An 18,143-nucleotide genomic window follows, 5' to 3' on the forward strand; every position below is an offset into this window, starting at 1 on the left:
CGTTTCCGATGCAACGGTAGTCACCGCTGCTTCGGTCAGACCATGGTGGCTGGAACTGCCGCGATGAGACCGCCGTCGACGAGGATGTCTTGCCCGTTGATGTAGGCCGCGTCGTCGGATGCCAGGAAGGCGACCACCGCAGCGACATCTTCGGATGTGCCTAGGCGGCCGGCCGTCACAGTTGCGACCGCCGCTGCTTTGGCTGCGTCGGAGACGTTGGCCTTGTAGGACGGCGTCTCGATGTAGCCGGGGCTGATCGAGTTGACGCGGATTCTGCGTGGAGCCAGTTCTGCCGCAAGGGATTGCGCGAGGTTGAGGACCGCAGCCTTCGTTGCCGAGTAGAGCGAGGCGGCCGGGACGCCACGGTGGACCGCCCAGGACGAGGTGACGACGATGGCACCGTGGTCCGCGAGCAAGGGAAGCGTCTTCTGGACGGTGAAGAAGACACCTTTGAAGTTGGTCGCGACCACCCGATCGAATTCCTCGTCGGTGATGTCCGCATTCGGCAGGAAGGCGGCGATGCCCGCGTTGGCGAACACCACGTCAAGGTGTCCGTGCCTGGTGCTGATCGCGTCGACGAGGGCATCCAGGTCGGAGGGATCGGCAACATCGGCAGCAACGGCGGTGAGCCGATCGCCAGCGTTCAACAGCTCCACCGCAGCATCGAGACCTGGCTTGCCACGCGCAGCGATCACCACCTGAGCACCCGCGTCGAGCAGTCGGCGAGCCGTAGCCAAGCCGATGCCGCTGCTACCGCCGGTGACCAGAGCGATCTTGCCGTCGAACCGGGCTGAGGCATTGGGCATTCGGTGGTTCCTCTCGAAGGTGTTGTCATCGAAAGCGAACTCCGAATGGGAAGCCACTATTCCGCGATGGAGCGAATGTGCCAGCGGTATCGCCGAGGGGTACGAATGTCACATTGGCTCCGGCGTCTAGGCATTTTTCAACCACCGCAGGTGTTGCAGCTGTCACAGAAGCGGTGTAGGCCAGAGGAGGTGACCGTGGACCCGAAACCCGTGATCGCCGACTTCTCGACGCGCGGCCTCCCGCAGGAGGAGCGGGTGCGGTTATGGGAGGAGCACAATGCCGAGGCGTTGATCGGCCTCGGATGCAGAACCCTGACGGGCGAAGCGCTGGAGGCAGCGGAACGCACCGTCCAACTTCCGCAGTTGCGATTTGGGCGCGTCACAGGCACGCCGCACGTTGTCGACCGCACGCAAGTCCACATCAGGTCACACCCGACCGACTCGATCGTCGCGTACTTCGCGTTGCAGGGCGACGCGTTTTTCTATCACGAGCACGGCTGCGAAATGGTCCGGCCGGGTCAAGCGATCGTCGGAGACGGCGACAAACCGTTCATGCGCGGGTTCTCACACGGCCTGAAAGAAGTCGTCCTCGAAATTCCCCGGAGCACGTTCGACGATATGCAGTGGCACAACACTTTTCGATCGCCCCTGACTATCGACTTCACGACCGACCCGCACACCAGAGCCCTGCTTCGATTGATCGGCACGACGTTGCAGAACGGGACGGACAGATCCGACGCCGTGGAGGCGGCTGCGATAGATCTGTTTCGGATGTCGCTCGGCGGTCCTCCTGCAAGCGCTTCCGCCGCGCACACCGCTGCGGCAACGGTATTCATAGCCGAGCACTTGCACGAACCAGACCTCACCGTCCCCACAATCGCTGCGGCAGTGGGGATCAGCGAACGTCAGTTGTCGCGGCTGTTCTCCGCCGACGGGGTGGGTGTAGTGCGCTTCATCTTGGATCAACGGCTCGATCGCGCGCGCAGCGCAGTGTTGTCGAACCCGACCGCAGCTCTGTCCGACATAGCCGCCAAATGCGGTTTCACCTCACAGTCCTACTTCTCGAAGGCTTTCAAGGCCAGGTACGGACTCTCACCGACCGCACTTCGTTCGTCTCGCGTCTAGACGCCCGCCGGCGCGAGGACTATGTCGAATCGGGTCTGCGACCAGGGCCGACCCACCTCACGACCATCGGGGGTCGGAGTACTCGCAGAATGCTGCACGAAGTCCTTGACCAACGAGTCCTTCACACCGAAAACACTGTCCTTGCTCAGCAACTCGTCGCCGCGCACGAAGATGTGCGTGACCAACGTCCGCAGACCTTCCGCGGTGACCATGAAGTGCAGGTGTGAGGCACGGAAGGGTGAGCGGCCAACTGCTTCGAGCAGTTTGCCGACGGGGCCGTCATGCGGAATGGGATAGGGCGTCGGCGTCAGTCCCCAGAATGCGAAGCCGCCGTCCTCGTCGGAGAACAGGTGGGCACGACCGGCCACTCGGTCGTCGTCGTACTGAACGTCGTAGAAGCCGTCGTCGTCGGCTTCCCACACTTCGATCCGCGCTCCCGCCACCGGCCGGCCGTCGGTGTCGGTGACAGTTCCTTCGACCCAGCACGGCTCACCGGGAGCGCCACCGGCGATGTCGCCTCCCGAGTCGATTCGTGGCGAGTTCTCGGTGAAGAACGGACCGAATACGGTTGCCTCCGTAGCGCCCTGGTAAGCCGTGTTGTTGACTGAGATGCACTGCGCCGACGCTCCGAACACATCGGAAAGGAGTACGAACTCCTGACGCTTGTCGTCGGTGATATGGCCTGTAGCGGTAAGGAATTCGATCGCTGCCTGCCATTCCGTCTCCGTCAGCCGGACGTCGCGAATGAACGCGTGCAAATGTGTCGTCAGAGACTGCATGACCTGTTTGAGTCGAGGGTCCGGAGCGTGGTCGAACGAAGCGAGAACAGTCTCGACGAGGGTGTCCTCGATTGCCCGTTGTTCCTCGGAGATTGTTGCGGCAGTCGATGTGTCGGTCATGATCGTCCCTTCTACTGTCCCGGTACGGCGCCGACGAGCGCGGCGCGGAGAAGTGCATCGAGGTTCTCGGGTGTCACGGTCCGGGGGTTGCCCGCGGGGATGTTCGGCATGATGAGGCGCACGGCTTCGGGGATATCACGCTCGGTCAGTCCGTAGTCGCGAAGTGCCCTCGGCGCGTCCAGGTCGGTACGAAGGGTATCGAGTCCATCTGTAGCGCTGACACTTCCGAACGCTGAGGCGAGCCGCTGTTCGGCCTCTGCAGCACACGGCGCGTTGAAGGCGAGCACGTGTGGGAGCACAGTCGCGTGCGTCTGCGCATGTGGCAGGTCGAACGCTCCCCCGAGTACATGACAGATCTTGTGGTGCAACCCCGAACCGGCCGACGCGAACGCCACAGCCGCGAGATACGCACCGTAGAGGACTTGTTCGCGACCGGCACGTCCGTCGGGATTGGAGGCGACAAGCCGGAGACCTGACGAGAGAGCACGAACTCCCTCGGCTGCAAGAGCCTGGTTGATCGGATCCGTCCTCGGTGCCCACATCGAATCCACGCAGTGTGCAAGGGCATTGAGGCCGGACGCCACCGAAAGGGCAACTGGTAGAGACAGCGTCAATTCCACGTCGTAGATCACCGAGCTCGGCAGTACCGCATTGTCGACGCCGGTAGTCTTGCGCGACTGCTCGGTGAGGCCCCACACGTTGGTCGCCTCGGATCCGGCGTAGGTGGTTGGTATCGCGACGATGGGCAGGTTCGTTGTCAGCCCAATGGCTTTGGCCAAGCCGGTGGTGGAACCGCCGCCGACGCAGACGATCAGGTCGACGTCGGCCTCCGCCGCCGCCTTCCGCGCGGCATCGGCCTTCTCGATCGGCACGTGCGGCGCGACGTCGGTGTAGAGGAGCACGACGTCGATGTTGTCGATCAGGGTCGCAGCGACATCCACCGCTGACCCGGACGCGATAACCATCACCCGTCGAGACCCAAGGCGCGCGACCTCCGCAGCAAGGTGTTTCGCAGCGGTGCCGGTTCCGAAAAGTACTCGCTGGCCGAGGGTTTCGTGTTCGAAGTGCACGCTTATGCCTGCCTACTCATGATGGCGGACAACACGTCGAGCAGCACCGTTACCGGATCTGCCGGAAGCGAGGCCGACCGCCAGCCGACATGTTTGTCGGGTCGAACCAGAACTGCCCCGTCTTCGTCGACGCCGCGAATCTCGGCCCAGGCGAAATAGAGATCTGTGTACTCGTGTCCAGGGCCGATGACGACGGTCTCGATGTCGATCCCTAGCTGGCTGCCGACTTTTGCTGCGGCGGTGAGCCATTCGTCTCCGGTGGTTCCGGTGAAGAGGGTGAATCGTCCGTACGGTGCCAAATCGTGGGTCGAGTACTTGTGACTGCTGTCGCCGACCCACACATGCGGCAATCGGCTGCCGGGCGCGGTCGACTGCTCGTAGTACAACTCGGCGTCGCGGGCGGGGTGGGCTCGCGCACTGCCGTCGTCGACTATGGCAGTGGAGGCGTACGACTGACCCAATTCGACTCCGTGGGCGTTGAATTCGTAGTTCTTGAGGTCCATCGCATCCTGGATCGCGCGACGTTTTGCAGCGCCCTCCGCGGTGTTGTCCTTGCGAGATTCGATCAAAGCGGCCATCTCTTCGGGAGTTTCGGCCTTGTCGATACCGAGGGCCTCGAAGAGTTGACCGAATTCCCGACTCGACTTGTTGGCGCGAGTCACGATCTGCTCGGCGACGGGAGCCCGTTCGACCGTGTACGTCTCGAGCAGGTCGTCACCGGCGGTCCCTGCCAGCACGGCCGCGATCTTCCACGCCAGGTTGTAGGAGTCCTGTATCGACGTGTTCGAACCGAGGCCATTGCTCGGTGGATGTTTGTGTATCGCATCGCCGGCACAGAACACCCGACCGGACTGCAACCGCGTCGCAAACTGTTCGTTGTTGCCCCACAACGACTTACCGGTGATCTCGACCTCCAGATCTGGGACGCCGATCAAGTTGCGGACGATCTGCGTCGCCGATTCGTCGGTCACCTCGGGCGCTGGTCCGTTGATGTCGTAGCCCCAGACGATCAACCATTCGTCCCAAGGGTGCACCATCCGAATCAGGCCCGCGCCGATCCCGCCGATATTGGACCCAGGCTGCACGACCCAATACAACACCGAGGGCCGATGGCCGACCAACTGGGCGATATCTGCCTTGAACGTGATGTTCATCGAACCGGCGATGTCCATCCGGCCCCTCAAGGGAAGGTCGATGTCGGCGGCAACCTTCGACCGCGCGCCGTCAGCGCCGATCAGGTACTTCGCGCGGATCGTGTAGCTCGCACCGGTCAGGCGGTCGAGCACCCGTACGTCGACATGATCGGCAGTCTGCGTGTGCGAGAGGTACTCCGTCGAGAAGCGCGAGTGTGTGCCGCGGACGGTCGCGTTCTTGACCAGGATCGGTTCCAACAACGTTTGTGGGATATCGCAATTCATCGACGGCGAGGCGAGTTCGTAGTCCGCGTGCCTACTCGGATGTGTGCCCCACGCGAGGATGCGACCGAGTTCCTCGCCGGCCAGTGACGTGCAGAAGACCGTGTCGCCGATCAGCTCGTGCGGCGTCGCCTCAGCCGTGACCTGGTCTTCGATTCCGAGGTCACGGAAGATCTCCATCGTGCGTTGATTGGTGATGTGGGCCCGCGGCGTATTGGCGGTCCACCGGTACTTCGTGATCATGATGTTCGGCACGCCGAGTGTCGACAGAAACAACGCTGCCGACGAGCCCGCGGGTCCGGAGCCGACGATCAGAACGTCGGTCTCGACCACGGTTCCGGTCGGAAGTTCGGTGGCTGCGACACCATCGTCGAAGTTGACCATCTCTGCCTCTCGATCACGATGCCCGCTCGAATGCGGGGTATGTATCGAGTGTGCTGACGGGAAGGCTGCGCGAGAAGGAAATTCGGGGAGACGTCCGAAACGAGGCAATGGATGGCCGATTTGGGCAACGCAACCACGATTCGCGCCCGTGGCCAGACAGCGCCCAGACTCGCATGCCATCCTCGACGAATGGCACGTACCTGGTTGTCGGTGACGGTGGAACTACTCGGTGGGCGCGGTGAGGAATTGTGGCCTTGGCCCGGAAGGGTTTTCGCGGTCGGACCGTCGCACACGTTCATGGACCTCGCGAATGCCATCAACGACGCGTTCGCCCGGTGGGACAGGTCGCACCTGTCGATGTTCACCCTCGCCGATGGACGAGTGGTCACCGACGAGGAGACAGGCGACGAATTGGCGGGATCGCCCGACGGGCCGATCACGGAAGCGGTGGACATCGAGACGGCCAAGGTTGCTCGGCTCGTCGAGCCGGGAGCGGAGTTCCAGTTCACCTTCGACCTCGGCGACGACTGGACCCACCGCTGCTCGGTAGGCCAAGACAAGATCGACCCACTGCAAACGTTGGGGATCGCGCCGCGGAGCCCGCTCCCCTACCGAGGATGGGGCACCATCCCGGACCAGTACGGGCGCCGGTGGGCAGACGACGACGGGCAGAGCGCTGTGCCGAGCAGACCCACGGATCCGCATCCGATGCTGCGTAACGCCTGGCCCGGCGTTTCCTAGGCGCTGCAAATCGTTGGCGCCGGCATACCGATGGCACTGAAACAACTCACGTAAGCAGGCAGAGCCGGTCGCGTTGTCGGTCGTCAATCGGCTGACGGACCGCGCGGCCACGGGTGACGACGTGTTGAAGAAGGACCTCATCGCCTCTGTACGCCGCGATCAGTGGTTCCTGTTCTCAACCGACCGCAAAATCGGTCGTGCCCGAGAGTTCCTCGCAGGTAAGGGAGTTCGGGTTGGCTGAGAATCAGCCCACCTTCGAGGTGACTAGTCCAGTTCGCAAGTGACGCTGTAGAAGTCGGCGGGCTCCTCGTCGGTCAACCCGAAGGTGGTCTCGCTGAGAACCGCACCGTTCCAGACGACCCACGGGCCCGAGATGAACTCGACCTCCCCGCTGCCATCAACCGAGTACTCGCCACTGCCTGAACTCGTGGAGTACTCGCCGCCATCGATGGTCACGGAAAGGTTGCCGCCGGCACCGCCGTAGGTGCGGCAGGTGTAGTCCCCGTCTGGCAGTCCCCCGTCAGCGGTCGCGGCAAGCGCTGAGTCCTCGCCGTCGCCGGACCCAGATTCCGATCCGCCGTTGTCGCTACAGCCGGTGCTGGTCAGCGCGATGAACAAAGCCGCAGCTAGCGCGAGAATGGTACGCACGAGGGTCTCCGATCTGCCGCAGGCGGAGAGCAATTACAGACGCTTCCCGGGCTGGCAGGCAAGCCGGCCGCAGCTGTCAGCTGTGATTGTGGCACCGCCCCAATACGGCGGGGATGGAATCGGGCAAACAAGGCGTCTGCCCGTCGCGTGCCCTGCGGCCACCCGCGATCTGACCGCAGCGGCAGAGACCACTCCTGACCGCTTCGACGCTCATATCCGCGACGTCGCCCTATCGACGCTGTTCCCCTGACGACGCTGTTCCCTGACGATGCAGTTCATTGCTCACAGCGCCGCCGCTGCCGCCTCGGCGACGGCCTTGTCCTGCTCACCGGTGCCGCCACTGGCGCCGACCGCCCCGATGACCTGGCCGTTGTGCCGCAGCGGCACACCGCCGGTGAAGCTCATGATGCGCCCGCCGTTGGAGGCGTGTATTCCGAAGAACTGGTCGCCCGGACCCGCGTTGGCCGCGAGGTCCTCGGTCGAGATGTCCAGCGCCCGCGCGGTGAACGCCTTGTTGATCGAGATGTCGATGCTGGCGATCCAGGCACCGTCCATCCGCACGTGGGCCACGAGGTTGCCGCCGGCATCGACCACCGCAATGTTCGACGGCGACTCGATCTCGGCGGCTTTGGCTTGCCCGGCGGCGATGACCCGCTGCGCATCGTCGAGGGACACCGAGGTCTGGTTCAGTGTCATGACGCACCTGCCCCGAGCTTCGCGAACTGCTCGACGATGGCGTGACCGAACGCGGGCAGGTCGTCGGGCGAGCGGCTCGAGATCAGATTCCCGTAGTACACAAGAGCTTTCATCTCAATTCTCCCTATCCAAACAATATTTCGGATGGTCTCCGGCCACGCAGTAGCGGCGAAAGCGAGGCATGAGCCGAACCATCGTTCAGGCGAGAGGCGTCTACACGAACGAGACACGGCGAGCGAACGACGCTAAACCACCCACGCGCCAACGTATTTCGCTGACTATGAATGACGGTTGCCAATCGAGGCATGGAACTCCGTCCCACGTCACACTGTGCTCCTTCGACCTCGTGATTGGAAGGGCTGGAGGAATTCAGTGTCGGTTCACAGGCCGGAACACGGCCCGAGGACGAGCGGTCCCGCACGGTGACGATCACCACCCGGGACGGCGCCGACGTTGCAACCTTGTGCCCACGCTGCAATCCGCAATCCATGCGGCTCGCGAATCGTCAACTCCCACAGAGAAATGACGGCATCTGATGTCTATCAACCGACGTGCTACCCAAGAGCGGTGTCCGATTCGATGTCGAATGGCGATTGCCTGTTCGGTCGAAGCGCAAGAAGATGTTTCGCACGGAACGCGAGGCTCGCCAGTTCGAGACGAAGGTGGTTGTCGGTCACGCCGTTGGCAACATCAACGACCCACGCGCCCAGAACAATTCTGCGAAGCGATCCATCCGCGTCGGTGCGGGCGACAAGACATCGATCCGGGGTACCCGGTACGCCCTTCAGCGGTCCAACTGAGCCAGGTACACCGGCCGGATCCAGCCAGGCCGCTGCCGCGATCGGCGAGTGTTCCCCGCCGCCCTGAATCCTCGTGTCCGAAGTGGCCCCCACTGCCCTGTGCGTGTGATCGAATTGGCGACAGGTTCAGCCCAGGAGGTTCGCCATGTCCGTGAAGTCTCGTCACATCGGTCGCAATGCCCGACGGTTCTACATCGGAATGTGCGGTATCGGCCTCGTCGGCGCGTTCACCGTGGCGGTGCCGGGAATCGGTTCTGCCGCACCGGCATTGCCGGCCAATTGCACGGCGGCGGGGAGCACCGTCACGTGCACCTATGAATACACGGGCGGCGAACAGAGCTTCGAAGTTCCGGCCGATGTCACGTCGGTCCGCGTCGTGGCCACCGGGCAGCAGGGGGCATCCGAGAACTTGCTTCCCGGTGGGCTCGGCGCGATCGCATCGGGCACCGTGCCCGTGGCCGCTGGTTCGACGCTGTTCGTCGTAGTTGGGGGCTTTCTCGGCTTCAACGGTGGCGGCAACGCCAATCAGAATCGAAGCTTCGGCGGCGGCGCCTCCGACGTTCGGACGGTTTCCAGCGCCGACGCGGTTGGCACGCTAGCCAGTCGACTGCTGGTCGCCGGCGGGGGAGGCGGCGCTTCCGGCCTCGGCTTCACCAGTCGAGGCAACCCTGGCGGCAACGCCGGCACCGCCGCACCCGGTGAGCGCGCGGGCCAGCCGGGCACGGCCACCGGCGGCGGCGCCCCCGGAGAGGGACAAGGTGGCCAGCCAGGTGTACTCGGTGCCGGTGGCGGCTCCGACGCGGGAGGCGGCGGTGGTGGTTTCTACGGAGGCGGCGGCGGCGGATACGACGCCGAGGGCCCCAGCGGCGAAATGGGCGGCGGTGGCGGTGGATCGTCGCTGGTCCCGCCCGGCGGATCAGTCACGCTTGCCGCGGCCGGTGCTGCTCCACAAGTCGTCATCAGTTACCAGATCGGCGGCCAACCGTCCTGCCTCGGTTTGCCTAGCGTGCTGAGCTTCTTCTGCTCACTGAGCTGAGCCGGATCGGCACATTTGCGCGCTTCGGCGAACCCACCGGACTCACGTCGAAGACGCCGACCTGAAGCTCCTTCAGGTGACGATGTCCTTCAGGTGACTATGGGGCACGCGTCGATTCACATGTACCGCGCACACCCACGATTCAGATTTGGATCGCGTGGTCGATGCGCTAGACAGGCTCAGATTCGACTCATGAAGTGGCGGACGGTCACGCATGGCGGACATTCGGCTGATTTTCGAGACCGGATCGACTGCCAGTCCATCGCAGCGAGCTGACCAAGAGCGCCCTGACTTGCGAGAAGAGATTGTGGCCAGGGCCGGGATCGAACCGGCGACCTTCCGCTTTTCAGGCGGACGCTCGTACCAACTGAGCTACCTGGCCGGACGGCACCGGAACTTCAATGCCAATCGCGTTGCGATGTGACTCGCAATATTGCGACCCTGACGGGACTCGAACCCGCGACCTCCGCCGTGACAGGGCGGCGCGCTAACCAACTGCGCCACAGGGCCTTGCATGTACTGCATTTACTTCGGAACTTCTCCGAGTCAACTGTCACCGTAAACTCGGGCACAACGTGAAAACCGGTCGAACGTACCCCCTACGGGATTCGAACCCGCGCTACCGCCTTGAAAGGGCGGCGTCCTAGGCCGCTAGACGAAGGGGGCCCGCCGGATTTCTCCGGTTCAGTACCTCCAACGGCGTTCCGTTGGGAGCTGGGATAGCTTAGGACAGAACTTGCCGAAATCCCAAACCCGCTGGCTAGGCCTCTAATTTGAGGTCCTCGGGGGATGCCGAGGTCTGCCATCCGACGGCCCGCCACTTGGCGAGCCACTCGGGCGTCGCCATCGCCTCGAGCACAACCTCGAGTGCCTCTTCGAACCGCGGACGGATTTGTGCTTGCTCGGCAAGCAGATCTGCCAGATACCGCTGTCCAGCCAATGCCGCGGACAGCACGCGCGTGAACTTTGCGGGGTCGGCGTCGGCGCGCAGCTGGCCGGCCTTCTCGGCTCGCGTCGCAAGCTCGTTCGCCGCTTTGCCGAGTACCGTTCCACCGCTCGCTTCGATTTCGCCGTAGAACTCGGGTTCGATAATCAGCCGAAATTCGGCTTGGACGATTACGTCCGCTTCGAAGCGCATCGCGATTTCGTCGTTCATGCCGTGCAGAATTTCGTATGGGTCGAGCTCAGCTCGAAGCATCCACCGACTGGTCGTTGCCCTGTACCGCTCGAGCGCGGACTCCATCACGGCTCGGGCGAGATCTTCTTTGGAGTCGAAGTGGAAATACATCGCACCTTTTGTGGCATGCGAGCCCTCTAAAATCCGGTTGAGGGAGGCGGCCGCATACCCGCTTTTGCCGAACTCGACAGCGGCCGACCCTATTATCGCCGCGCGGGTACGGCGCGCCCGTTCTTGCTGCCGTGCCATGCGCCCATCGCCTCCGAAGCAGGCGCGACTCCGATTTTCCATCGGCCACAAAACCGAACGGAAGTCGCGTTGTTAGTGTGCTTACAAGCTCAAAGTCGGTTTTACCCATAAAACAATTACATTCGGTCTGAATTTACAACATTAACCCGAAACACACCGAATGGTATAGTTTTGCTGGCTCGGGTGCGCTGCAGGGGGTGCGCACCCGAGCGTTCCCGTTGCACAGACCCGCACGGATGCAGGCCTGCTCGAGTTACGCAGCGACAATAACGCTCGGATGCGCGCCGGGAAACTCGACACTTCAACCAAATCGCAGCCGGATTGGGTGTCGATTCCCAAACAGAAAGCGGCGCCGCCTCGAAAATCTCCGAGACGGCGCCGCCAGCAATTTTCCAGCTTCTACCAGTGAGTTCCCGGAGTTATGTCGACGAACAGCCGCTGACCGACCGATTCCTCCGCCGGCGCCTCTGGTGCCGAACCAGGCGTTTGCGCCGCCTGCGAGTCCGCAAACATCTTGAAGCCACGGTTTCGGACCATGTCCATGATCTCCGGCGTAATCGAATCTGCGAGGGACGCCACTCGCCCGAAGGCAGGACTGTAGCGACGCGGCCGTTCGACGATGGCGTCACAGATCACGTGACCTGCCTCTTCCGGGCTCAGCGTCGGGAAGTTGTCGTACAGCGTGGTCGGCGCGATCATCGGGGTGCGAACCAACGGCATGTGCACAGTCGTGAACCGAACGCCCTCGTCCTGCGTCTCCGCCTGGAACGCGTCGGACGCAGTATCCAATGCAGCCTTCGACGCGATGTAGGCCGCGAAGCGCGGCACCTTGGTCTGCACACCGATCGACGAAATGTTGATGACCTGCCCGAACTGTCGCTCCCGCATACCGGGTAGCAAACCGAGCATCAACCGCAGCGGCGCGAAGTAGTTCAACTGCATCGTGCGCTCGAAATCGTGGAATCGGTCGTAGGAGAGCGTCAGCGAACGACGTATCGAGCGACCCGCGTTGTTCACCAGAATGTCGACCTTGCCGTAGCGAGCCAGCACGTTGGACACAAGCGCATCGATCGCAAGGAGGTCGGTCAGGTCACAAGGATGCACGTGCGCAGTGCCACCGAGCGCGGTTACCTCGTCTGCTGTTTCCCTCAACTTCTCCTCGCCGCGTGCGACCAATACGACTGTGCCGCCGGCTGCACCGATCTCCAACGCTGCAGCCTTGCCGATGCCGGACGATGCTCCGGTGATCAGCACGATCCGGCCGCTGAGCATCTTTTCCAGACTGGGCTTGGGGCTGAAGAAGCGGGCGACGCCACCGGGGGTCGTACGCGAAGTCGGCTTGGTCAGCGCCTTGTTGACGGCTCCGATCGGCTTTCCGACCACCGAGCCAACAGTTTTAAGCGGATTCATATTCGTTTTTCCCGTCCGAGGTACCCCCGCTGGAGTGTTCCCCGTCACACTAGCCGCGTGGTCACGGGCGCGAAACCAAATGAGTCCGGGTCCTGTTCGGTCCCGCCGTGGACTCCGTTAAACTGACCGACCGCGCCCCTTTAGCTCAGTTGGTAGAGCTACGGACTTTTAATCCGAGGGTTCTGGCTCATTGACCAGCGCCAACGCTAGAATCGTGGGGCAACCGTGTGGCACGCTGCCCAACTGTGAGTGCCCCCAGCAGGACTCGAACCTGCGACCTGCTGATTAAAAGTCAGTAGCTCTACCAACTGAGCTATAGGGGCTCGGCTGGCTAGCTTACCCGACGCCCCTTGGGGCAAACGGAAGGGGAAGCGATGGCGTGGGCCGAGAAGCTCCCGTCCGGCAAGTACCGCGGGATGTACCGCGACGCCGAAGGCGCAAAGCGCAGTGTCGGCACTTTCGCCCGCAAAGACGAAGCTGTGCGCCAAGCTGGCGCGAAGGAAGTCAACGAGCGAGAGTCGCCCACTCCGCGCGAGGCCAGGACCGTGACGTGGGGCGAGTGGGAACCACGATGGGAGGCGATGCGCCTCGTGGTCTCAAGCACCGAGCGCTCCGACAAAGGACGGCTACGTGACCATGTGCGGCCCCGATGGAAGAACGAGCCTCTGCGGTCGATCACCGGCGACGATATCCAGCGGTGGGTCACTTCCCTCGCGGATGGCGGGATGGCAGCGTCGACGGTTGCCAAGTGCTACTACCTCCTGAGCTCGTCGATGAAGGCCGCGCTCCAAGCGAAGCTGATCCCAACGAACCCGTGCAGCGGGATCAAGCTACCGAAGGTCGGTCCGATGCCCGAGCGGTTCCTCGACGCAGACGAAGTGTCCGCGATCGAGGCGTCCCTGGACGAGTTCGACGCATTCGTCGTCAAGGTGTTGCTCGGCAGCGGCATCCGACTCGGCGAGGCGATGGGCCTGCACTGGGAAAGCGTCGACCTCAAGCGCAAAGAACTCACAGTCGAATGGGCTTACGACCCCGTGGCTCAGTTGATGAAGACGCCCAAGGACCACGAGCGCCGAACGATCCCCCTAGGCGAGACCTTGACAGGCTTACTGAACGTCAGGCTCGACAAAGGTGGCGTTGGCCGAGCGGCGCCGCCGCCTGTCGAATACCCGAGGAACGCCCGACTCCATTCAGGTCTTGTTCTGGCGCACACGCACGGCCGTCCGTTCGATCCAAGTAACCTCAGACATCGATTCGAGGCATCCGTGCGTATCGCCTACGTCGGCACCGGCAAGAAGCGGCACCAGATCGGGCATGTCCGGTTGCATGACTTGCGGCACACGTACGCGAGCCGACTTCTGGAAGCTGGTGTGCCGATTGAAGAAGTCTCGCGGCTGCTCGGGCACGCATCAATCACAACGACCATGCGATACGCACATCGCGCTCGGTCACAATGGGACAATGTACGGTCGGCGTTGGGTTGATCCCTCCGCTTAATCGATCCTTGTCGACATTGGCCGGATTCGAGCTTGCGCCGTACCCGGACAATCCGCTTTCAGCGAAAACCTCAGCTGGAGGACTGCTGGCTGGGTGCGCCAAAACCACACTAGGTTGATCCCGGCGTGGGGTCACTGCCCACCCTGTCAGAGTCTGCAACGATGATGACGCAAGAAACCGACGAGGAGGATAGATGGCACGCGCCGACCTACTCCTTGCTCTCGTGAAGTCTGGAGCGGGTGGTGACGAACTGGCATTTCGTCGCGCCGCAGAAGCTCTGATCGCCGAGGAGGAGGGCAAGAAGCACGGTGTTTTGGCCTCCCAGCTCGCCGACGCCCTCACCCGACGCTCCCGCTCAGGATCAAACGTCGCCCCGCTAGCCCGCAACGAGGCCGCCTCCGCGCTGTTCTACGAGCTGGAGCCCGCGCGGCGCACCACCGACCTCGTCCTACCGTCGCCCGTACGAGCGGCGATCAGTGAACTCGTCGAGGAACACCATCGTCGCGACCTTCTATGCAGTCACGGCGTAGAGCCTCGCCACCGGGTTCTACTCAGCGGTCCGCCCGGCGGCGGTAAGACGTCACTGGCCGAGGCCGTTGCATCCGAACTAGCCGTTCCTCTCCTCACCGTCCGCTACGAAGGCTTGATCGGCAGCTTCCTTGGCGAGACGGCCTCGCGCCTCGACACGCTATTCGCCGCGGTCCGTATCCGTCCCTGCTTGCTCTTCTTCGATGAATTCGACACCATCGCCAAAGAGCGAGGCGACATCCACGAAACCGGCGAGATCAAACGGGTCGTGAGTTCTCTACTTCTCCAGGCAGACCGACTCCCATCGCACGTCGTCGTCGTCGCCGCCACCAATCACGCTGAGTTGCTAGACCGCGCGGTTTGGCGTCGGATGCAGATACGACTAGAGCTACCCCACCCGACCCGGGCCGCCAAGATCGAGTTCTTAAGCGCTTGGGCTAGCCGCAACAACGTTGATCTCGGACTCAGTCCTCGCAGCATCGCTGACCGTCTTGGTATCGTCAGCTTCGCCGAGCTGGAGGACTTCGTTCTCGACATTCAACGACGCTCCATCCTGTCGGGACCCGAACCTCATCCCACCGAAGTGACACAACTGGTACTGAAGCACTGGTCGACGCGCGCCAACCCCGACGGTTAGATGGCAAGCCGTGATGGTGCCGCCTCGACAGCACGACCGGTAATTCTTGGTGCCGTCAGCACAGCGCAGGCCACCACGTTGCCGCAAGGGCGCAACGGCGGCAAAGTCCGCTTTCCGTCCCTAGACGCGAGGCGCCAGCGCCTCGAAGATCGCTTCGTCGCGGCGTCAGACGCCTTCCAGACCCAGATCCAGCTTGGCGAATCACTCCCGGCCGCAGACCCTCAGCTCGTGCTCGTTCTCGAGGCCAGAGACGAGCGCCTCGACCTGACCAGCGTGGCCAAGAAACTCAACATCGAGTTACTAACCGAGACAGAGTCCAGCGCCGCGGCCGACGACGAGTTCGAGATGATCAACACCAAAGCAGCGCCCATCGTATCCAGCACCCTCCATGCCGTTTGCCTCAATCAGAAGGCAATGAGCGAGCTGCTCAGCCTTTGGCGAGCGTGGAAGGCCGACCAGAAACTCGGCCACGGCTACGCCAAGATGCGCGACCTGTTTCTGCATCTCAAAGACGTACGACCATGGGGACCACAAGACCGACTCAAGCTGATCAACTGGGACGACCACTTCGCCGGACAACTTCCCGGCAGCAAACGGTCCGTCGACATCGAGTTGTGGTTCCGTGGCTCGACAGCGACCCGTACTACGGCGGAGGCCCAAGTTACGGCTCTCGTCGGCCAGGCCGGGGGCGCCGTTATCAACCGTGTCATCAACGAAGACATCGGATATCACGGACTGAAGTGCGACCTTCCCATCGAGATTGTCGAGGTTCTGGCTCGGGGCAACCTCGACACCATTCAGCTAGTGAAATCCGCCAACGTCATGTACCTCCGCGTCACCGGCCAGGTGATAGCTCAGCCGGGCCCCGACACCGCCGAGGAAGTTAGCTCCACCGCAGCCATGCCGACCGGCGCGCCGGTTGTATGCCTTTTCGACGGACTCCCGGCCACTAATCATCCGCTCTTGCAAGACCGCGTCAATGTCTACGACCCCGACGACCTCACCGCCGGCTACAACGTCGACGAGCGCCGACACGGAACCTGGATGACGTCAGCAGTGGTTTGGGGCGACCGAAGCGAATCACCCGACATCGCCGCCGCCCGGCCGGTCATGGTTCGCCCCGTACTGGTGCCCTCGCCGGAGACCCTCCAGCGCATCGAAGAGCTGCCGATGCAGGACCTTGCCCCGGACTTGATGCGCAGGGCATTTCGCGACCTGTTCGAATCAGGGCCGACCGGCACCGCTCCCGCTGGTGCGGACATTGCCATCATCAATCTCTCCGTCGGCGACCCCGCCACGCCCTTTGACAGCATCGTCTCTTCGTGGGCACGGATGATTGACTGGCTGAGTTACCAGTACGGGGTCCTGGTCGTCGTCTCGGCCGGGAACCACCTGAGCCTAAACCTCAGCCCGATGAACAGCACTGACTTCGTTGCCCTCCAGGGCGTAGACCGCCGAAACGCTATGCTCGATGCGCTCGATCGGCACCAAAACGATCGCCGCCTCATTGCACCGGCCGAGTCGATCAACGCCATCACCGTCGGCGCTACGCACGCTGACTCCTCCAGCATCGAACCCCTGGCCTATCAAGAAGACCCTGCCGATGGCCTATCGAGCGTCAGCCCCGTGACATCAATCGGCTCCGGCTACCGTCGCAGCATAAAGCCCGATCTCGCTGCACCTGGCGGTCGTGCCATGTTCGTGCCAGCCGCCCAGCCCAGCAGCGTCATAAACTTTGGCACGGCACCCGCCCGTGGCCCTGGTGTCAAAGTCGCATCCACAACGATCGGCCGCGAGACCTACACAGTGGGGACGAGCGTGGCGACTGCTCTCGTCACTCGCCGAGCGGCCGCGCTGTACGACCTCGTCGAACAAGTTACTGACGGCGCCGCCATCACACGCCGCCAGCGCGCGGCCGCGATCAAAGCGCTCCTCGTCCACGGGACCGGTCCATTCCGAGAACTCGCCGCGCCCAATACCCACATCCCTCTCGAGCGCATGGTCGGAAACGGACTCGTCGTCCGCAACCTCGCTGAAGGTTGCGGCACCAACGAGGCAGTGCTGCTCTTCCTGGGACAGCTAGGCGCGGGCGAAGAGCAGGAGCTGACCGTTCCGCTACCCGACGGCCTCAGCGTGCTGGAAACCAAGCGGATCGACGCTTCGCTGGCGTGGTTGTCCCCTATCAATTGGCGACATCGCCAATACCGGCGTGCTGCCCTTTCGTTCACCAAACCCGCCGGGGCGATACCCGCTCTCAAAACGCCCGTCGGCTTACCGATCGATACAGCCAAAGCCGGAGCTACCACCGTTCAGCACCTGTCGTGGGAAACCCGAAGCGCCTTCGGATCCGGCCGGGGATCGTCCATCACTGTCAAGGTCAAATGTCTCGAACAAGCTGGTGGCCTCGACGGATCGACCATCGACTACGCGGCCGTCGTCTCGCTATGGGTCGCGCCGTCTATCGATGTCGATGTTTACACGCAGGTACGCGATCAGGTCCAGCCGCGCGTGGGAATCCGCCCTAACTGACGGACCGACCAACCACACCTACCGGATCGGCTCCATACGGATAGGACCAGGCATCGGCGCGACGCCGCCGAGCGCCGCAAACCTCCCGGCAATCCGTCATCCAATACCCGACTTCGAGCGTTTGAACTGCATCGCGTTCGTCAGAATTTGCTGGCTCTAAACTGCAGGATGCAACTGCGGCTCGGCGACAGCGGTTCGCTGTACGCCGTTGTCACATCAGAAAGATTCCGAAGCCAATTCGATTAGCCGCAAGGGTTTCCGGGATCTCACCGCCCAGATTTCGCGGCTGCCCGTCCAAATACGCGCACTTGACGTCAACGATATCGAGAATGACCAGCAACGGGTGATTACCGCGCACCTTTCATGCCGCGTTCGACAGGCAGAGGTCGACGTGCTGCGGGCACCCGACGATTGCATCCAGGTCACAATCAACTATCAATAATAGTAGGAAGCCGACGGGCGAATCGGGCTGCAGGGGTCGCGTTCTATCGTCGCA

At 62.8% G+C, this 18,143-nt stretch carries 14 protein-coding genes and 4 tRNA genes; 6 read left to right on the forward strand and 12 right to left on the reverse strand.

Annotated elements, in window-relative coordinates; translation table 11 throughout:
• Nucleotides 1-35: 35 nt before the first annotated feature.
• Nucleotides 36-806: an SDR family NAD(P)-dependent oxidoreductase gene (locus tag JGU71_RS17980; RefSeq protein ID WP_199705646.1), complete on the reverse strand. Its 771-nt coding sequence runs from the start codon at nt 804-806 to the stop codon at nt 36-38.
• A 195-nt stretch (nt 807-1,001) separates the two neighbouring features.
• Between JGU71_RS17980 and JGU71_RS17985 the strand changes: the two genes are divergently transcribed.
• Nucleotides 1,002-1,931 carry a helix-turn-helix transcriptional regulator gene (locus JGU71_RS17985; RefSeq protein ID WP_199705647.1) on the forward strand — a complete coding sequence of 310 codons (930 nt, stop codon included), beginning with the start codon at nt 1,002-1,004 and terminating at the stop codon, nt 1,929-1,931.
• On the opposite strand, the gene JGU71_RS17990 is transcribed toward JGU71_RS17985, so the two are convergent.
• The 3 genes from JGU71_RS17990 to JGU71_RS18000 are packed head-to-tail and all read right to left on the reverse strand — an operon-like array spanning nt 1,928 to nt 5,699.
• On the reverse strand, nt 1,928-2,830 hold the full coding sequence (locus JGU71_RS17990; protein ID WP_199705648.1) for a hydroxyquinol 1,2-dioxygenase: 903 nt from the start codon (nt 2,828-2,830) through the stop codon (nt 1,928-1,930). The two genes, JGU71_RS17985 and JGU71_RS17990, sit on opposite strands and share 4 nt — an antisense overlap.
• Before the next feature lie 11 nt (nt 2,831-2,841).
• The gene (locus JGU71_RS17995; protein ID WP_199705750.1) at nt 2,842-3,906 is read right to left on the reverse strand and encodes a maleylacetate reductase; all 1,065 of its coding nucleotides are present in this window, start codon (nt 3,904-3,906) and stop codon (nt 2,842-2,844) included.
• Nucleotides 3,903-5,699 carry an FAD-dependent oxidoreductase gene (locus JGU71_RS18000; RefSeq protein ID WP_199705649.1) on the reverse strand — a complete coding sequence of 599 codons (1,797 nt, stop codon included), beginning with the start codon at nt 5,697-5,699 and terminating at the stop codon, nt 3,903-3,905. Before JGU71_RS18000 ends, JGU71_RS17995 begins: the two co-directional genes overlap by 4 nt.
• Before the next feature lie 189 nt (nt 5,700-5,888).
• On the opposite strand from JGU71_RS18000, the gene JGU71_RS18005 reads away from it, so the two are divergent.
• Complete coding sequence (locus JGU71_RS18005) at nt 5,889-6,440, forward strand: IS1096 element passenger TnpR family protein (RefSeq protein WP_233529559.1); 552 nt, start codon at nt 5,889-5,891, stop codon at nt 6,438-6,440.
• A 264-nt stretch (nt 6,441-6,704) separates the two neighbouring features.
• On the opposite strand, the gene JGU71_RS18010 is transcribed toward JGU71_RS18005, so the two are convergent.
• Both JGU71_RS18010 and JGU71_RS18015 read right to left on the reverse strand, forming a co-directional pair.
• On the reverse strand, nt 6,705-7,088 hold the full coding sequence (locus tag JGU71_RS18010) for a hypothetical protein (RefSeq protein WP_199705650.1): 384 nt from the start codon (nt 7,086-7,088) through the stop codon (nt 6,705-6,707).
• Between the two features lie 282 nt (nt 7,089-7,370).
• Complete coding sequence (locus tag JGU71_RS18015) at nt 7,371-7,784, reverse strand: GlcG/HbpS family heme-binding protein (RefSeq protein WP_199705651.1); 414 nt, start codon at nt 7,782-7,784, stop codon at nt 7,371-7,373.
• 945 nt (nt 7,785-8,729) lie between these two features.
• On the opposite strand from JGU71_RS18015, the gene JGU71_RS30235 reads away from it, so the two are divergent.
• Complete coding sequence (locus tag JGU71_RS30235) at nt 8,730-9,620, forward strand: hypothetical protein (protein WP_267908430.1); 891 nt, start codon at nt 8,730-8,732, stop codon at nt 9,618-9,620.
• A 308-nt stretch (nt 9,621-9,928) separates the two neighbouring features.
• Here the strand turns inward: JGU71_RS30235 and JGU71_RS18030 are convergent.
• The 6 genes from JGU71_RS18030 to JGU71_RS18055 all read right to left on the reverse strand — a co-directional run bounded on the left by JGU71_RS18030 (nt 9,929) and on the right by JGU71_RS18055 (nt 12,779).
• Nucleotides 9,929-10,002, reverse strand: a tRNA-Phe gene (locus JGU71_RS18030).
• A gap of 54 nt (nt 10,003-10,056) precedes the next feature.
• Nucleotides 10,057-10,130, reverse strand: a tRNA-Asp gene (locus tag JGU71_RS18035).
• Nucleotides 10,131-10,213: 83 nt separating this feature from the next.
• Nucleotides 10,214-10,286: transfer RNA gene (locus JGU71_RS18040), tRNA-Glu, on the reverse strand.
• A 94-nt stretch (nt 10,287-10,380) separates the two neighbouring features.
• A complete protein-coding gene (locus tag JGU71_RS18045) occupies nt 10,381-11,046 on the reverse strand; it encodes a TetR family transcriptional regulator (RefSeq protein ID WP_199705652.1) in 666 nt (221 codons plus the stop codon).
• A gap of 399 nt (nt 11,047-11,445) precedes the next feature.
• On the reverse strand, nt 11,446-12,456 hold the full coding sequence (locus JGU71_RS18050) for an SDR family NAD(P)-dependent oxidoreductase (protein ID WP_199705653.1): 1,011 nt from the start codon (nt 12,454-12,456) through the stop codon (nt 11,446-11,448).
• A gap of 250 nt (nt 12,457-12,706) precedes the next feature.
• A tRNA-Lys gene (locus JGU71_RS18055) sits at nt 12,707-12,779 on the reverse strand.
• A 51-nt stretch (nt 12,780-12,830) separates the two neighbouring features.
• On the opposite strand from JGU71_RS18055, the gene JGU71_RS18060 reads away from it, so the two are divergent.
• The 3 genes from JGU71_RS18060 (at nt 12,831) to JGU71_RS18070 (ending at nt 17,647) form a co-directional block, all read left to right on the forward strand.
• Nucleotides 12,831-13,940, forward strand: a complete 1,110-nt coding sequence (locus JGU71_RS18060) for a tyrosine-type recombinase/integrase (RefSeq protein WP_199705654.1) — start codon at nt 12,831-12,833, stop codon at nt 13,938-13,940.
• Nucleotides 13,941-14,146: 206 nt separating this feature from the next.
• Nucleotides 14,147-15,118: an AAA family ATPase gene (locus tag JGU71_RS18065; protein ID WP_199705655.1), complete on the forward strand. Its 972-nt coding sequence runs from the start codon at nt 14,147-14,149 to the stop codon at nt 15,116-15,118.
• Nucleotides 15,119-17,647 (forward strand): S8 family peptidase, encoded by a 2,529-nt coding sequence (locus JGU71_RS18070; protein WP_199705656.1) that lies wholly within the window; start codon nt 15,119-15,121, stop codon nt 17,645-17,647.
• Nucleotides 17,648-18,143: the final 496 nt, after the last annotated feature.

Origin of the sequence: Antrihabitans stalagmiti (assembly GCF_016482825.1) — a bacterium.
GTDB lineage: Bacteria > Actinomycetota > Actinomycetes > Mycobacteriales > Mycobacteriaceae > Antrihabitans > Antrihabitans stalagmiti.

Excerpts from the sequence above, each read along its gene's own strand:
- JGU71_RS17990 (WP_199705648.1), bottom strand. The coding sequence starts at position 2,830 with ATGACCGACACATCGACTGCCGCAACAATCTCCGAGGAACAACGGGCA.
- JGU71_RS18015 (WP_199705651.1), bottom strand. The coding sequence starts at position 7,784 with ATGACACTGAACCAGACCTCGGTGTCCCTCGACGATGCGCAGCGGGTC.
- JGU71_RS18065 (WP_199705655.1), top strand. The coding sequence starts at position 14,147 with ATGGCACGCGCCGACCTACTCCTTGCTCTCGTGAAGTCTGGAGCGGGT.
- JGU71_RS17980 (WP_199705646.1), bottom strand. The coding sequence starts at position 806 with ATGCCCAATGCCTCAGCCCGGTTCGACGGCAAGATCGCTCTGGTCACC.
- JGU71_RS18000 (WP_199705649.1), bottom strand. The coding sequence starts at position 5,699 with ATGGTCAACTTCGACGATGGTGTCGCAGCCACCGAACTTCCGACCGGA.
- JGU71_RS18060 (WP_199705654.1), top strand. The coding sequence starts at position 12,831 with ATGGCGTGGGCCGAGAAGCTCCCGTCCGGCAAGTACCGCGGGATGTAC.
- JGU71_RS18050 (WP_199705653.1), bottom strand. The coding sequence starts at position 12,456 with ATGAATCCGCTTAAAACTGTTGGCTCGGTGGTCGGAAAGCCGATCGGA.
- JGU71_RS18045 (WP_199705652.1), bottom strand. The coding sequence starts at position 11,046 with ATGGCACGGCAGCAAGAACGGGCGCGCCGTACCCGCGCGGCGATAATA.
- JGU71_RS18005 (WP_233529559.1), top strand. The coding sequence starts at position 5,889 with ATGGCACGTACCTGGTTGTCGGTGACGGTGGAACTACTCGGTGGGCGC.
- JGU71_RS18070 (WP_199705656.1), top strand. The coding sequence starts at position 15,119 with ATGGCAAGCCGTGATGGTGCCGCCTCGACAGCACGACCGGTAATTCTT.
- JGU71_RS30235 (WP_267908430.1), top strand. The coding sequence starts at position 8,730 with ATGTCCGTGAAGTCTCGTCACATCGGTCGCAATGCCCGACGGTTCTAC.